General features: G+C 28.0%; 13 protein-coding genes. 12 read left to right on the forward strand and 1 reads right to left on the reverse strand.

The annotated features are described in order from the left end of the window. The first annotated feature begins 383 nt into the window (after positions 1-383). The 3 genes from carA to J2S18_RS10240 all read left to right on the forward strand — a co-directional run bounded on the left by carA (position 384) and on the right by J2S18_RS10240 (position 5,172). Positions 384-1,433 carry a glutamine-hydrolyzing carbamoyl-phosphate synthase small subunit gene (gene carA, locus J2S18_RS10230; RefSeq protein WP_307486641.1) on the forward strand — a complete coding sequence of 350 codons (1,050 nt, stop codon included), beginning with the start codon at positions 384-386 and terminating at the stop codon, positions 1,431-1,433. 21 nt (positions 1,434-1,454) lie between these two features. Continuing rightward, the gene (gene carB, locus J2S18_RS10235; RefSeq protein WP_307486642.1) at positions 1,455-4,670 is read left to right on the forward strand and encodes a carbamoyl-phosphate synthase large subunit; all 3,216 of its coding nucleotides are present in this window, start codon (positions 1,455-1,457) and stop codon (positions 4,668-4,670) included. A gap of 238 nt (positions 4,671-4,908) precedes the next feature. Then, the gene (locus J2S18_RS10240; protein WP_209797135.1) at positions 4,909-5,172 is read left to right on the forward strand and encodes a hypothetical protein; all 264 of its coding nucleotides are present in this window, start codon (positions 4,909-4,911) and stop codon (positions 5,170-5,172) included. Between the two features lie 104 nt (positions 5,173-5,276). Here J2S18_RS10240 and J2S18_RS10245 read toward each other — a convergent pair whose 3' ends face one another. Further along, entirely contained in the window at positions 5,277-7,178 is a 1,902-nt protein-coding gene (locus J2S18_RS10245; protein ID WP_307486645.1) for a type I glutamate--ammonia ligase, read from the reverse strand. 482 nt (positions 7,179-7,660) lie between these two features. Between J2S18_RS10245 and murI the strand changes: the two genes are divergently transcribed. The 9 genes from murI to J2S18_RS10290 all read left to right on the forward strand — a co-directional run bounded on the left by murI (position 7,661) and on the right by J2S18_RS10290 (position 16,184). Beyond that, positions 7,661-8,434: a glutamate racemase gene (murI, locus tag J2S18_RS10250; protein WP_307486647.1), complete on the forward strand. Its 774-nt coding sequence runs from the start codon at positions 7,661-7,663 to the stop codon at positions 8,432-8,434. A 423-nt stretch (positions 8,435-8,857) separates the two neighbouring features. Further along, positions 8,858-9,130 (forward strand): STAS-like domain-containing protein, encoded by a 273-nt coding sequence (locus J2S18_RS10255; RefSeq protein WP_307486649.1) that lies wholly within the window; start codon positions 8,858-8,860, stop codon positions 9,128-9,130. Between the two features lie 267 nt (positions 9,131-9,397). Then, a complete protein-coding gene (locus tag J2S18_RS10260) occupies positions 9,398-10,171 on the forward strand; it encodes an IclR family transcriptional regulator (protein ID WP_307486651.1) in 774 nt (257 codons plus the stop codon). 664 nt (positions 10,172-10,835) lie between these two features. Further along, positions 10,836-11,474, forward strand: coding sequence for a bifunctional 2-keto-4-hydroxyglutarate aldolase/2-keto-3-deoxy-6-phosphogluconate aldolase (locus J2S18_RS10265; RefSeq protein WP_307486653.1), 639 nt, complete (start codon positions 10,836-10,838; stop codon positions 11,472-11,474). A gap of 14 nt (positions 11,475-11,488) precedes the next feature. Then, the gene (locus J2S18_RS10270) at positions 11,489-12,511 is read left to right on the forward strand and encodes a PfkB family carbohydrate kinase (protein WP_307486655.1); all 1,023 of its coding nucleotides are present in this window, start codon (positions 11,489-11,491) and stop codon (positions 12,509-12,511) included. Between the two features lie 15 nt (positions 12,512-12,526). After that, positions 12,527-13,711, forward strand: coding sequence for a glycoside hydrolase family 88 protein (locus J2S18_RS10275; RefSeq protein WP_307486657.1), 1,185 nt, complete (start codon positions 12,527-12,529; stop codon positions 13,709-13,711). Between the two features lie 30 nt (positions 13,712-13,741). Continuing rightward, positions 13,742-14,572 (forward strand): 5-dehydro-4-deoxy-D-glucuronate isomerase, encoded by an 831-nt coding sequence (kduI, locus tag J2S18_RS10280; protein WP_307486659.1) that lies wholly within the window; start codon positions 13,742-13,744, stop codon positions 14,570-14,572. A gap of 28 nt (positions 14,573-14,600) precedes the next feature. Further along, a complete protein-coding gene (kduD, locus tag J2S18_RS10285) occupies positions 14,601-15,386 on the forward strand; it encodes a 2-dehydro-3-deoxy-D-gluconate 5-dehydrogenase KduD (RefSeq protein WP_307486661.1) in 786 nt (261 codons plus the stop codon). 141 nt (positions 15,387-15,527) lie between these two features. Beyond that, entirely contained in the window at positions 15,528-16,184 is a 657-nt protein-coding gene (locus tag J2S18_RS10290; protein ID WP_307486663.1) for a lactate utilization protein, read from the forward strand. Positions 16,185-16,195 lie beyond the last annotated feature (11 nt).

The raw sequence follows: 16,195 nt of genomic DNA on the forward strand, positions 1-16,195 counted from the left end.
AGTAAATAGTATTTAATAACCTTTTTTATAATAATTATTTACTCTTTAAAAAGTAATTGTTATTCTGAATAATTTTACATAAATTTCTTGACACATAAATATTCATAAACTAAAATATAAAACAGAATAATTTTTAAAGTTAAGATACACTTTAAATTGGTCCTGTGAGGCCAGAAAGGAGTATGCAACTATGTTATTACAGCAAAAGAGAAATATCATAGCTTTGCCGTTAAAGGTAAATTTAATAAACAAAGAATATATAAGGATAATAAGGAGAGCAATTTAAAATATTGTGGTCTCTTTATTGTCCTTTTTTTGTATATAAAATTTTATCTTTAAGAAGTGTATTTTTAGCAAAAATACTAAGTTAGGGAGGGCTAAGCATGAAAGCAAGGCTTATATTAGAAAATGGCATGATTTTTGAAGGGAATCCATTTGGATATCTTAAAGAAAATGTAGGAGAAGTGGTATTTACTACTGGAATGACTGGATATCAGGAAGTTTTAACAGATCCATCTTATCATGGCCAAATAGTAACAATGACATATCCTCTTATAGGAAACTATGGAATAAACTTAGAAGATATGGAATCAAATAAAGCAAGGGTTTCAGGATTTATAGTTAGAGAAAAATGTGATATGCCAAATAATTTTAGATGTGAATTAACATTAGATAATTATTTAAAGTTAAATAAAATAATAGGACTTGAAGGCATAGATACAAGAGCACTAACAAAAGTTCTTAGAAATAATGGAACAATGAAAGGAATTATTGTTTTAGATGATTCAAAGTTAGAAGATGTTAAAAGTAAACTAAATAAATTTTCAAATAAAGAGGCAGTAAATATTGTATCTACTAAAGAAAAATATGAAATTCCTGGAGAAGGAAAGCATGTAGCTATTATAGATTATGGAATAAAAGAAAATATAATAAGATGCTTTAAAAATAGAGGGTGCAAAATTACAGTATTTCCATCAAAGGTAAAGGCAGAAGAAATACTTAATGTAAATCCAGATTTAGTATTTTTATCAAATGGTCCTGGAGATCCACAGGATTTAGAAGAGGAAATAAATACAATAAAAAATATAATAGGGAAAAAACCTGTAGTTGGAATTTGTTTAGGACATCAACTTTTAGCTTTAAGTTTAGGAGGAAATACAACTAAATTAAAGTTTGGACATAGAGGTTGCAATCATCCAGTAAAAGATTTAGAAACAGGAAAAGTACATATAACCTCACAAAATCATGGGTATGTTGTAGATAAATTACCTGATGATGTAGAAGTAACTCATTTAAATATAAATGATGGAACAATTGAAGGATTAAAACATAAAACTATGAAAGTATACTCAGTTCAATTCCATCCAGAGGCATCAGCAGGTCCAAAGGATTCAGAATATATATTCGATAGATTTTTAAGTTACGCATTATAAGATTATTAGGGGGTTAAAGATATGCCATTAAATAAAGATATAAAGAAAGTATTAGTTATAGGATCAGGTCCAATAGTAATAGGACAAGCAGCAGAATTTGATTATTCAGGAACACAAGCCTGTGAAGCATTAAGAGAAGAAGGAATTGAAGTTGTATTAATAAATTCAAATCCAGCAACTATAATGACAGATAGAGAAGTTGCAGATAAGGTTTATTTAGAACCATTAACTTTAGAATTTGTTGAAAAAGTAATAAAAAAGGAAAGACCAGATAGTTTACTTGCAGGAATGGGTGGTCAAACAGGATTAAATCTTGCAGTAGAACTTTATGATTCTGGAATTTTAGATAAATATAATGTAAAAGTAATAGGAACTTCTATTGAGTCTATAAAAGAAGGTGAAGATAGAGAACTATTTAGAAATATGATGAACAGAATTAAAGAACCTGTTATTCAAAGTGAAATAATAACAGACTTTAATGCTGGAATGGACTTTGCAAATAAAATAGGTTATCCAGTAATAGTAAGAGCTGCCTATACCCTTGGGGGAACTGGTGGAGGTATTGCTGAAAATGAAGAGGAACTTAAAGTAATATTAGAATCAGGACTTCAGTTAAGCACAATAGGACAAGTATTACTAGAAAAGTCAGTTAAGGGTTGGAAAGAAATAGAATATGAAGTAATGAGAGATTCCTATGGAAACTGTATAACAGTATGCAATATGGAAAACATAGATCCAGTTGGAATCCATACAGGAGATAGTATAGTTGTAGCACCATCTCAAACATTATCAGATAAGGAATATCAGATCCTTAGAACTGCATCAATAAACATAATAAATGCAGTAGGAATAAAGGGAGGTTGTAATGTGCAATTTGCCCTAAATCCTGAAAGTTTTGAATATGCAGTAATAGAAATAAATCCAAGGGTTTCAAGATCATCAGCTCTAGCATCAAAGGCAACTGGATACCCAATTGCAAAGCTTGCAGCTAAAATTGCATTAGGCTATGGACTTGATGAAATAAAAAATGCTGTAACTCAAAAAACATATGCTTGCTTTGAACCAGCTCTTGATTATGTAGTATGTAAAATTCCAAAATGGCCTTTTGATAAATTCTTTAGTGCAGATAGGGAACTTGGAACAAAGATGATGGCAACTGGAGAAATAATGGCAATAGGTTCAAATTTTGAACAAGCTTTCTTAAAAGGAATAAGAAGTTTAGAAATAGGAAGATATTCTTTAGATTTTAAGAAGTTTAGAAATTTAAGTATGAAGGAACTAAAAGATAGAGTAGTATGTCCAGATGATGAAAGAATATTTGCCTTAGCAGAAATTCTTAGAAGAGATTATAGGATAGACATGGTATCTCAAATAACTGGAATAGATAGATTCTTCATAGAAAAGTTTAAGTGGATAGTTGAAGAAGAGCAAAGATTAAAATTAAGCAATATAGAAAATCTAGATAAAGAATGGCTTTTAAAATTAAAGAAAAAAGGTTTTTCAGATAAGGCAATAGCAGATTTTTTAAAGGTAAGTCCAGATGATATATATAAATTAAGAGATATATGGAATATAAAACCTTCATATAAAATGGTTGATACTTGTGCAGGGGAATTTGAAGCACTATCACCATATTACTACTCAAGTTATGATGAATATGATGAAGTTAAAGTAACAAAGGATAAAAAGAAAGTAATAGTTATAGGTTCAGGTCCAATTAGAATAGGACAAGGTGTAGAGTTTGATTACGCATCAGTTCATTGTGTTAAGGCACTTAAAAATCTAGGAATAGAAACAATAATAGTAAATAATAATCCAGAGACAGTAAGTACAGATTTTGATATATCAGATAAATTATACTTTGAGCCACTTACAGAAGAGGATGTTTTAAACATAATAGAAAAAGAAAATCCAGATGGAGTAATACTTCAATTTGGTGGTCAAACAGCTATTAAGCTTGCAAACTTCTTAAAGGAGAAAAATATAAAGGCTCTAGGAACAACAGCAGATGAAATTGATATGGCAGAGGATAGAGAAAAATTTGATGCACTTTTAGAAGAGTTAGGAGTAGCTAGACCAAAGGGAAAAGGAGTATGGTCAGTTGAAGAGGGCTTAAAAGAAGCTAAAATATTAGGTTTTCCAGTACTTGTTAGACCTTCATATGTAATTGGAGGACAAGGTATGGAAATAACTCATGATGAAGAGGAGTTAAAATATTATTTAGAAAATGCCTTTTTAAAGGATAAGAAAAATCCAATTCTTATAGATAAATATTTAATGGGAAGAGAAATAGAAGTAGATGCAATATCAGATGGGGAAGATATATTAATACCAGGAATTATGGAGCACTTAGAAAGAGCTGGAGTTCATTCAGGTGATAGTATAACAATGTATCCAAGTCAAAATATAAGAGAAGAAATTAAAGGAAAAATATTAGAATATACTAAAAAACTTGCATTAGCAATAGGAATAAAAGGAATGATAAACATTCAATTTATAGAATTTGAAGGGAAGCTTTATGTAATAGAAGTTAATCCAAGAGCTTCAAGAACAGTACCTTATATAAGTAAAGTTTCTAAAGTTCCAATAGTTGATATTGCTACAAAAGCAATGCTTGGATATAAATTAAAAGATTTAGGATATGGGGTAGGTCTATACAAAGAGCCAGAACTTATATCAGTTAAAGTACCAGTATTCTCAACTCAAAAACTTCCAAATGTAGAAGTATCATTAGGACCAGAAATGAAATCAACAGGAGAGGTTTTAGGAGTTGGAAGAAATATAAAGGAAGCTTTATACAAAGGATTTGTTGCAGCTGGAATGATAACTAACATTGATAATAAAAAAATACTTGCAACAATTAAAAACCATGATAAACAAGAATTTTTAGAAATGGCAGTGGAGCTTTCAAAACTAGGATATAAATTTGTATCAACAAAGGGAACATGTAAATTATTAAAAGATAATGGAATTAATGCAGAAGAAGTAAGAAAAATTAATGAAGAAAATCCAAATATACTAGATGTAGTAAAAAATAAAGAAGTTGATTTAGTAATAAATACACCAACTAAAGGAAATGATTCAAAGAGAGATGGATTTTTAATAAGAAGAGCTGCTGTAGAGAGAAATATTGGAGTTATAACAGCTTTAGATACATTGAAGGCAATGATAGATGTTAGAAAAGAAAATTTTAGTGAAAAAAATAATTTAGAAGTTTTCAATATATCAGAAATTTAAAATAAACAATAAAATAGAGTATTGCATAAGGATTAGAAATCATATGCAATACTCTTTTTATGTCTAATAAAAAAGAATTATAAATCGACAGTTTTTTCTTTTAAAAATAAAAAATAATTTAGGAATATATAATCTAATAAAACATATATTGTTAACATAAGAAAAAATATATTGACATACGAACCTGTGTTCGCTAAAATATAATCAAACGTGTGTTCGTATAAAAGGAGTGTTATTTATGAAATCTAATTCAAATATTTTTGTAAAATTAAATTATAAGAGTATGACTGAAAGCAGAAGCTTAATTATTGATAGACAGGGAAACTTTGGAGATTCAAAAAAATATTTAATGTGTGCAGGAAAATATGATAAAAATGGATGGACTATAGTTTTTAAAGCTAGAGATTATAAAGAGGCTGAGGAAATAGTAAATAATAATCCTTTTATACATAGCAAAGGATATTCATCAAGTATATATCAAAAACCATCATTCTCATGTTAAACCTAATGGACAGGATTAAAACATTCTACAAGAAATAATTTTATAGATATATACTTTGAATAATAAAAAGGCTAGAAGCAATTTCTAGCCTTTAATATATTAAATTATAAATCTAATAAGTTTTTCTCATATTCTGAGTAAAGTTCTCTTAATTCACACATTTTATCTTCAATTTCTAAATAAAGTTCAGAAGCTAATTTATAATCAGAATTATTAAATGCATCTCTTAATCTACTAAATAAAGATTTACTATTAGAAGTATCTTTCATTAAATAGTGTCTTAATTTATTTAGTCTAGTCCAATTAAATATATCTAAATCAAGAGCCTTCTCTGGTGAATGAAGTATCTTACTATCCCTTATTTGTTTAATATAGTTATTTATTATTCTATGTTCTAATTCAGTTGACCATCTTGATAATGCAGCAATTTTAAAGCTGTTTATTATTTGATCAGTAAATACTGGATTTTTCTTTAATACTTCAAGTTTATCTAAATTATTATCAAGTTGAGATAAGTTTTCATAAACAGTTGAAGGAGCTTTACCAAAGTATTCATTTCTTTCTTGTTCGTTAAAGTCTTCAAATACATCATCTTCACTTCTATAAGCTCTACTAGTCTCTAAGTACTCTGATTTTTCACCAGGTTTTTTAGATAATTCCTTTAATAACTCATCCTTTGATTTTTTTGAATGTGAAGCATATAAAATACCATCAAGCATAGCTAAATAAGAAACTGCAAATGTTAAATATGTATTTGAATGTGGATTTGGTGATCTAAGTTCAAATCTAGTTGCCATAGGGCTTTCAAAGTCTCTTATTAATCCAACTAAAACAGTTCTATTTCTTGAAGGGTTTTCTGGAGTTATTCCTAATGAAGTAACTGTACAAACTGGTGCTTCAAATCCAGGCTTCAATCTCTTAAGAGAATTATTTGTTGAAGATATAAATGGATTCATTACTTCATAATTTTTAAGTATTCCCATAACAGCACCATATCCTATTTCACTTAAGAAATGTTCTTTAGATACATGGAATAGGTTAACTCTTTTTCCGCTTTTTAATTTAGCACTAACTCCTAAGTGAACATGCATACCAGAACCAGCAACTTCATCTATTGGTTTTGCCATAAATGTTACTTCAAGACCATTTCTTCTAAAAGTTTCTTGTATAAGAGTTCTAACGAAAAGTTCATTATCTGCCGCTTGAAGTGTTGATGCAAACTTCCAGTCTACTTCAAGTTGTTCCATAATATGATTGAACTTACCAGTGCTTTCAAGCTTAGCTTTAACACCACCAACCTCTTTATGACCCATTTCAGGATTAAAGCCGTACTTATCCATTAATATTAAAGTTTGTTCTAAGGCAGTTCTTACTGTTCCCTTAGTTCTTGTCCAATAGTGTTCATGTAAAACCTGTGATGTTGATAACTCTTCTATTTCAGCAGTATCATTTGGTGTCTTAACCCAAAATTCTAATTCTGTTGCTGAAGTTAGATTAATTTCCTCAATATCTTCTTTAGTTAAATTGTAAGTTTCTAATAATTTTGGATTTTTGGAGAATTCTTCCCAAAGAGCTTTTTCGAAAGTTTCAACAGATGATTTTAAAATATATCTTGAGTCAACAGCTTTGTTATCATGATATAAGAAACAAGGAATTCTAAGAGTACCAATAGGTTTTTTTGTAAGAGGGTCTATATTATCGTAGTTGTAGTCAACAAACCAATTACAGTCTAAATCTGTAATCATATCTACTTTTGCATTATTAAGGGTAGCTATTCCAGGTAATACAACTGATGAACCATCCGTTTGAACAGCGACACCATTTAAGAATGAATCAATATCATCTAAAAATAAGCTTACAGGAATTTTTTCATCCGTATCATTACCAGATAAATCTATTCCAACTAGAGAAACAAACTTAATTTCAGGATTTTCAGATAATATATTAAAAATATCGCTTTTAGTGTGTTTATTGCTTGGTATAGTGTAAATTAAATCATCAACCATAGTTTTCTATTCTAGATATTAATGTAGAAATGAACTATATACCTAGAATAATGTCACATCCTTTCTAGTTTATCGAATGAATTTGAAAACACTTAACTTAATGTTCGTGTCACAAAAAATCTTAGACAAATTTTACTACATTATACTGTATCAGTCAATAACGTTAATAGAAAATTATTAGTTAATAGTTTGTTAGATAACTGTTAAGATAATAACTTTTTTTATAGAAGTTGTATTAATAGATTTACTATTTTATAAATGTAGAATATCATATAGATTTATTCTAATTAAAGTTATATAATATTTTTTAAATTCATTTTAAAAAAATGAAGGAAATAATCTAAGTTTTATAAAGGATAAATAATAAATTGTAGTTATAAATAAAATAAGTTTAAAAAACTAGATGATTTGTTCTAGTTAAAGTTATAAAATATATAGTATATAAATTTAAAATAAAGATTGAAGAATGGAGTGATTAAGCTTTGAATAAGAGAGAGTTACCAATAGGTTTTTTTGACTCAGGAGTGGGTGGACTAAGTGTAATGAGAGAAGCTTTAAAGCTTATGCCTAATGAAAACTACATATACTTTGGAGATTCAAAAAATGCTCCATATGGTACAAGAGAAATGAGTGAAGTTAGAGATTTAACTTTTGATGCAGTTAAATTTTTGTTAAGTAAAGGAGCTAAGGCTATAGTAGTTGCCTGTAATACAGCAACTAGTGCAGCTGTTAGTGAACTTAGAAAGGTATATAAGGAAGTTCCTATTATTGGTATAGAGCCAGCAGTTAAACCTGCTGTAGAGTTACATAGAAATGGAGATGTAATAATAATGGCAACTCCTTTTACATTATCTCATCTTAAATTTAAGAAACTTATGGATATGTATAGAAAAGATGCAAACATATATCCAATGCCCTGTGATGGATTAGTTGAATTTATAGAAAAGGGAGATTTAAATAGTGATAATGTAAAAGAATATCTTAAAGATAAATTTAAAAATTATAAAAATAAGGATATAGCAGCTATAGTGCTTGGATGTACCCATTATCCATTTGTAAAGGAAACTTTATCAGAAGTTGTTGGAGAAGATGTTCCAATAATTGATGGAGGAGAAGGAACTGTAAAAGAACTTAAAAGGAAACTTGAAGATGTAGATCTTGTAAGTGACAGAAAAACAAAGGGAGAAGTTGAAATTTATAATTCAACTGAAAAAGAAGAAGTTATTTTATTAAGTAAAAAATTATTAGGAATTTAAATATAAAATTTATTTCTTGAAATTATTATAATGAAAAAATAGAAAGTTAATTAATATATGAGATTAATCATAAAATATTGTAAAAATATTTAAAGATAAGCTCTAAAAATCTAAATAGCAGTAGATTTTTAGAGCTTTATTAAATATTAAAAATAGTTGTAATATTTTTAAATAATTATAATTTTTTAATTCACCAAATAAATGTTTTTAAATATGTATCTTTATTAAAATGATGAACTATTAAAAAATAAGAGAATATAATATATCAATAAATAATAAAAAAAGCAAAAATATTGAAAAAAACTTTGTTAAATAGTTGACAAAGAAATAGTAACTTGGTATATTATAAGTGTAGACAGAATTGTCAGAAAATTTTAAAAATAAGATTAATTAATAATGAAAATAATTTATGAGGTGATAATTATGATGATAAATGTTAGAGAAGCTTTAGGAGAAAATTTTGCTATTGAAGATGCTATATTACTAAGAGATCAAATAAAAGAAAATTTAAATGAAGAAGTTGTTTTAGACTTTGAAGGATTAGATAAAGTACCAACAACATTTTTAAATTGTCTTTTTAGTGAACTAATAAATGAAAAAGGAAGAAAAGCAATTTTTGAGGCTGTAAATGTTAAGAACTTAACAAACTACAAAGATTTTTCAAGAGTGGTAATGGGAACAACATTCTTAAATTAGATATGGAGTAAAAGAATGAATGTAATAGAAAAGATACACAAAAAAACCACTATTTTTATAAATTAAGATAGTGGTTTTTATTTTAATTATATATATTTTTATTTGGTTTAAAGAGAATTTTATGAGGAAATTACTCTTTATTTTTTTGCCATATTTAAGTTGATTATTAATTTGCATTAGTTTAATATGAGTATTAGAACAAAATTATAGAGTATTTAAGCAGAGAAGTATAGAACAAATTTATATAGTAAGAAAGGATGAAAATATATGGGCGAAGTAGTGCAGTCTGTAGATAGGGCATTATCAATATTAGAGATATTATCTAGTAATCCAGATGGCATGGGAATAAAAGAAATAAGTGAAGGGGTAGATCTTCACAAAAGTACTGTTCATAGATTGTTAGCGACGTTAATTGAAAAAAGATATGTTAAGCAAAATCAGAAAACTAATAAGTATATGTTGACATTTAAAATGTTTGAAATAGGAAATAGAATGGCTAATAGTATAAATCTTGTAGATGTTGCAAAGCCACGATTAAAAGAATTAGTTGATTTAACAGGAGAAGTAGTCCACCTTGTTGTTAGAGATGGTAATGAAATTATATATATAGATAAAGTTGAGCCTAATAATACATTAAGAATGTATTCTAGAATAGGAAAAAGAATTCAAATGTATTGTACTGCTGTTGGAAAGAGTATGATGGCATATATGAATGATAGTGAAATAAAAGAAATATGGAATAATAGTGACGTAAAACAAATTACTCCAAAGTCAATTGTTGATTTTGATGAATATATGAAAATAATAAATAATGTAAGAAAAGAAGGCTATGCATTAGATGAAGAAGAAAATGAAATAGGAATAAGATGTATAGGTGTTTCAATATTAGATTATAAAAATGAAGTTTGTGCAGCAATAAGTATTTCAGGACCTACTAATATATTTACACCAGAAAAAATAGAACCCTATTCAAAATTAATTAAAAAAACAGCATTAGAAATTTCACAAGACATAGGACATAGTACAGAAAATAATATTTAGAATAATAATTTTTTCCTAAAGATGTTTCATAAATATATCTTAAACTCTAATAATCTTCTTTTTCATAATTCAAAATAAAAGCATTCTAATTATTTCTAAAAGTTTATAATATGTAACTCCAATATAGAAAGCTTAAAAATATTAAGATGGATTTTTTTATAATTAATTAAAAATCCATCTTTTTTTTTATTAAAAAAAGAAAATGTTTTCAAAACAAGAAGTAAAAATGAATAGAAAATTAATAAAGTTACAATTACTTAACAATAAATTGATTGAGAATTTTAAAATTGTTAATTATACTTAAAATATATTCTATATTATGAAATTGGGTTTTGCAATGTGAAATAAAAATATATAAAAGAACCTAATTAAAGCCTAATACTTTAAATATTTTGTTCTAAAAAATAAATATTTAAAAATATAAAAATTTCTAAAGTGGTCTATACCAGCATAAATCAACGGTTTCAGATAAAAAATTATTCAATAAAAATAAAAAATGTACAAAAAAACTATAAAAAAGAAAATAATGTTAATAAAGTATGAAGTTGTTAATAATAAGTTTTCAACAAATCTGTTGAATATTTCAAATTTATTAACTATACTTAAAATATATTCTATATTATGAAACGAAGTTTTATTATGTGAAACACAAGGGGATGGAAAAATGAATAAGTACGATGTACTAAAAAGAATAGAAGACAAAGGAATAGTAGCTGTTGTTAGAGCTAATAATCCAGAAGAAGCTATTAAAATTTCAGACGCATGTTTAAAAGGTGGAGTAGATTCAATTGAAATAACATTTACTATACCAGGTGCAGAAAATGTTATAAGAGAATTAATTGATAAATTTCCAGAAGAACTATTAGTTGGAGCAGGAACAGTATTAGATAGTGAAACAGCTAGAATTGCAATATTAGCTGGTGCAAAGTTTATAGTTAGTCCAGGATTTGATTTCGAAACAGCTAAATTATGTAATAGATACAGAGTTCCTTATATGGCAGGTTGTGTAACTATTAATGAAATGATAAAAGCATTAGAAGCTGGAGTTGATGTTATAAAATTATTTCCAGGAAGTGCTTTTGGAGCAGGTTATGTTAAAAGTGTTAAGGCACCATTACCTCAAGCACCAATTATGCCAACTGGCGGTGTAGATATAAACAATGTAGACCAATGGATAAAAAATGGCTGTATAGCTGTAGGCGTAGGTGGAAAATTAACTGCAGGTGCTAAAACAGGAGACTTTGAATCAATAACAAAATTATCTAAAGAATTTATAGAAAAGATAAAAGAAGCTAGAAAATAGAGGAGAAAATAATTATGGCAAAAAAAGTAGTATCATTAGGAGAAATCTTAATGAGATTAACTCCTCCCAATTATGAAAGATTTTTGCAAACAAAGTCCTTTGATATAAATTATGGTGGAGCAGAGGCAAATGTAGCTCTTGAATTAGCTAGACTAGGATTAGACTCATATTTTGTTACTCAACTTCCAGATAATGATATAGGAAAGAGTGCAGAAAATTATTTAAGATCTTATGGTGTAAAAACAGATTACATAAATTTTGGTGGAGATAAATTAGGAGCATATTTTTTTGAAAAAGGATTATCATTAAGACCTTCAAAAGTAATATATGATAGAAAACATTCAGCTATATGTGATGTAAATGTAAAGGATTTTGATTTCGATAAAATATTTGAAGGTGCAGATTGGTTCCATATATCAGGTATAACACCTGTATTAAGTAAAGAGTGTGCTGAATTTACAAAATTAGCAATGAAAAAAGCTAAAGAAAAAAAGCTAAAGATAAGTTTAGATTTAAATTATAGAAGTCAACTAGCTACTATAGAAGATTATGAAAAGATAATGGAAGAATTATTACCTAATGTAGATTTATGTATAGGTTGGTTAAGTAGCGTAGAAGGATGCTCAGGTGAACATAAAATAGCTGATTTTGCAACAGAAAAATTCGATGAAAATAAATTTTTAAACATATTCTCTAAAATGAGTAAAAAGTACAATATAAAATATGTAGCAACAACTCTTAGAGAAAATTTTTCGGCATCAAAAAATGCTATGTCAGCAATAATATATGAAAACAATAAAATTTATAAAAGTCATAGATATGAATTTGACATATTAGATAGAGTTGGATCTGGAGATGCTTTTGCAGCAGGTCTAATATATGGATTAATAAATAATGAAGAAATAGAAAAGTCTTTAAATATTGCAGTTGTATCTGCAGTTTTAAAACATACAATCAATGGTGATTGTAATATAACAAATATAGATGAAATAACATCAATTGTAGATGGAAAAACTTCAGGAAGTGTCCAAAGATAATAGGAGGGTAAATAAATGATAAAAGAAATTGCTATTGAGAAGATAAAAGACGAAAGCAAATTTACTAATTCAAAACCGTTAACTAAAGAAGAGGTTAAAAAGGCCTTAGATAACACAATTAAAATAATAGACAAAGATATAGAAAAGTTTGGTGAAAGATTTCCACATTCAGCAAGTAAGGATGGAAAGTATAAAATCATAGATAATGTTGAATGGACAACAGGATTTTGGACAGGAATGCTTTGGCTTGCATATGAATATACAGGCGATGAAAAGTATAAAAATCTTGCACAAAAGAATGTAGATGATTTCATGAAGAGAATAGATGAAAAAATAGAAGTAAATCATCATGACATGGGATTCTTATATTCAATATCTTGTGTTGCAGATTATAAGTTAACAGGTAGTGAAAAAGGAAAAGAAGCAGCTTTAAAGGCAGCAAATCACTTAATAACAAGATATCAAGAAACAGGAAAGTTTATTCAAGCATGGGGTAACATGGGAGAAGATTATAGATTAATTATAGATTGTCTAATGAACATTCCTTTATTATATTGGGCATCAGAAGTTACTGGAGATAAAAAATATTACGAATTAGCTCATACACATTTTAAAACATCATGTAATTATGTAATAAGAGATGATGGTTCAACATTCCATACATATTATTTTGATAATAAAACAGGAAAACCATTAAAGGGAGTTACAAAACAAGGTTACTCAGATGATTCTTCATGGGCAAGAGGTCAAGCTTGGGGTGTATATGGAGTACCTTTAACTTATAGATATACAAGAGATAAAGACGCATTCAGAGTATATGAAGCTGTAACAAATTATTTCCTAAACAGATTACCAAAAGATAATGTATGTTTCTGGGATTTAATATTTAATGATGGAGATGATCATCCAAGAGATTCATCAGCAGCAGCAATAGCTGTATGTGGAATGCTTGAAATGAATAAGTATCTTCCAAATACAAATGAATATAAAAATATATATAGAAATGCATCTAATGCAATAATGAGATCATTAATAGAAAATTATGCACCAGATCCAAATGGTGAAGAAGAAGGTTTACTACTTCATGGAGTTTACGGATGGCACGCTAATAATGGTGTAGATGAATGCACTACTTGGGGTGACTATTATTATATGGAAGCTCTAATGAGATTATATAAAGATTGGAATTTATATTGGTAAAAAATTAAAAAAAAAGGAGAGGTTTTAATTATGGATATCAGATATGCAACACATCCAGAAGATTCTAAAAAGTACACTACAGAGGAGTTAAGAAAACATTATTTAGTAGAAAAAATATTTGTAAAAGATGAAATTTCTTTAACTTATAGCCACGTAGATAGAATTATATTTGGTGGTGCAATGCCTGTAGACAAAGAATTAAAATTAGAAGCTGGAAAAGAAATGGGAGTTAACTATTTCTTAGAAAGAAGAGAAATGGGAGTTATTAACGTTGGTGGAGAAGGTTTAATTGAACTAGATGGCGTTAAATATGAAATGGGAAAAAGAGATGGATTATATATACCAATGGGCATAAAAGAAGTTGTATTTAAATCAAAATCAAAAGATTGCCCAGCTAAATTTTATATAAATTCAGTTCCTGCACATCATAGTTATGACATAGTAAAGATAGATATAAAAAATGCAAATCCTGTTCATTTAGGAAGCCCAGCTAACTTAAATGAAAGAACTATATATCAATATGTTCATCCAGCTGTATGTAAGAGTTGTCAATTACTAATGGGATTAACAATGCTTGAACCAAATAATGCTTGGAACACAATGCCTTGTCATACTCATGAAAGAAGAATGGAAGTTTACTTCTACTTTGATATGGATGAAGACACTAGAGTATTCCATCTAATGGGAGAACCAAAAGAAACAAGACATATTGTAATGAAAAATGAACAAGCTACTATATCACCAAGTTGGTCAATACATGCTGGTGTAGGTACAAGCAATTATACATTCATTTGGGGAATGTGTGGAGAAAATCAAACATTTGATGATATGGACCAAATATCAATGGAAGATTTAAGATAAGAATTTATTTTGAAAGGATGATTAAAGAATGAGTTGTTCAGAATTAGATAAGTTTTCAATGGATTTCTTTTCATTAAAAGGAAAGGTTGCAATAGTAACTGGAGGAAATACAGGTCTTGGACAAGGATATGTTGTTGCCTTAGCTAAAGCTGGTGCAGATTTATTTGTTCCAACTTATGATACAGATTGGGAAGAAACAAGAAAAATGGTTGAAGCACAAGGAAGAAAAATTGTTTTCTGCCAAGTTGATTTAACTAAGAGAGAAGATATTACTAAAGTTGTAGATACTTGCATGAAAGAATATGGAAAGATAGATATATTAGTAAATAATGCAGGAACTATAAGAAGAGCTCCACTTTTAGAATATAAAGATGAAGACTGGAGAGCTGTTATGGATATAAACTTAAATGCAGTTTACTACTTAAGTCAAGAAGTTGCAAAAATTATGGCTAAACAAAAGTCAGGAAAAATAATTAATGTAGCTTCAATGCTTGCATTCCAAGGTGGAAAGTTTGTACCTCCATACACTGCTAGTAAGCATGGTGTAGCTGGTTTAACTAAAGCATTTGCAAATGAACTTGCTTGCTATAATATCCAAGTAAATGCAATAGCACCTGGATATATTGAAACAGCAAATACTGCTCCAATTAGAGCTGATAAAAAGAGAAATGAAGAAATACTTTCAAGAATTCCAGCAGCTGAATGGGGAAAACCATTTGACTTAATGGGAGCTATGGTATTCCTATGTAGTAAAGCTTCAGATTATATGAACGGAAACATCCTTGCAATTGATGGTGGATGGTTAGTTAGATAGTATTTAATATATTTAAGATAGTTCTAATTTATTGGAACTATCTTAAATAATGATTATTATTGTAATTTAATTGAAAAATATAAATAAAATTACCAAAAAGAATAAAATACTTAATTTATACAATTTAAGGAGGAGTTCTAAATGAACGATTATAAAAAATGGTATTATACAGCTAAAGCTGAAAGAGCTGTACAAGCATTAAAAGAAAAGAAATATGATGCTGTTATTGTAAATAACTTAGAAGAAGCAAAAAAACTAGTTCTTGAATCAATTCCAGAAGGATCATCAGTTGCAATGGGGGGATCAGTAACTTTAAATGCAATGGATATGATACCTACAATAAGAAATGGAAACTATAAGTTCTTTGATAGATTTGATCCAAATTTAACTTACAAAGAGGAAGTTGAAGTTTATAGACAAGGAATGTTAGCAGATTATTTTTTAAGTAGTACAAATGCAATAACAGAAGATGGAATGCTTGTAAATGTTGACTGTTCAGGTAATAGAGCTGCTAGTATGATTTTTGGACCTAGACATGTAATCGTTGTAGCAGGTTTTAATAAAATTGTTAAAAATTTAGATGAAGCTTTAAAGAGATTAAAGGAAATTGCTCCTATGAATTGTAAACGACTAAAGGGACATAATGTAGCTCCTTGCGTTCAAAATGGAGAATGTACAGGAGATGATGGATGTAATATAAAACAAAGAATGTGTAATTACATATCAATTGTTGAACACGGTGGAAAATTCGAAGGAAGATTTAAAGTAATAATTGTTTTAGACGAAGTTGGATTTTAAAAAAGTTATAA

The sequence above is a fragment of the Eubacterium multiforme genome (assembly GCF_030813415.1).
GTDB classification, from domain to species: domain Bacteria; phylum Bacillota; class Clostridia; order Clostridiales; family Clostridiaceae; genus Clostridium; species Clostridium multiforme.

What these genes read in the sequence shown, in the direction of transcription:
- carA (WP_307486641.1), top strand. Translation starts at nt 384, where the DNA reads ATGAAAGCAAGGCTTATATTAGAAAATGGCATGATTTTTGAAGGGAAT.
- carB (WP_307486642.1), top strand. Translation starts at nt 1,455, where the DNA reads ATGCCATTAAATAAAGATATAAAGAAAGTATTAGTTATAGGATCAGGT.
- J2S18_RS10240 (WP_209797135.1), top strand. Translation starts at nt 4,909, where the DNA reads ATGAAATCTAATTCAAATATTTTTGTAAAATTAAATTATAAGAGTATG.
- J2S18_RS10245 (WP_307486645.1), bottom strand. Translation starts at nt 7,178, where the DNA reads ATGGTTGATGATTTAATTTACACTATACCAAGCAATAAACACACTAAA.
- J2S18_RS10255 (WP_307486649.1), top strand. Translation starts at nt 8,858, where the DNA reads ATGATGATAAATGTTAGAGAAGCTTTAGGAGAAAATTTTGCTATTGAA.
- J2S18_RS10260 (WP_307486651.1), top strand. Translation starts at nt 9,398, where the DNA reads ATGGGCGAAGTAGTGCAGTCTGTAGATAGGGCATTATCAATATTAGAG.
- J2S18_RS10265 (WP_307486653.1), top strand. Translation starts at nt 10,836, where the DNA reads ATGAATAAGTACGATGTACTAAAAAGAATAGAAGACAAAGGAATAGTA.
- J2S18_RS10270 (WP_307486655.1), top strand. Translation starts at nt 11,489, where the DNA reads ATGGCAAAAAAAGTAGTATCATTAGGAGAAATCTTAATGAGATTAACT.
- J2S18_RS10275 (WP_307486657.1), top strand. Translation starts at nt 12,527, where the DNA reads ATGATAAAAGAAATTGCTATTGAGAAGATAAAAGACGAAAGCAAATTT.
- kduI (WP_307486659.1), top strand. Translation starts at nt 13,742, where the DNA reads ATGGATATCAGATATGCAACACATCCAGAAGATTCTAAAAAGTACACT.
- kduD (WP_307486661.1), top strand. Translation starts at nt 14,601, where the DNA reads ATGAGTTGTTCAGAATTAGATAAGTTTTCAATGGATTTCTTTTCATTA.
- J2S18_RS10290 (WP_307486663.1), top strand. Translation starts at nt 15,528, where the DNA reads ATGAACGATTATAAAAAATGGTATTATACAGCTAAAGCTGAAAGAGCT.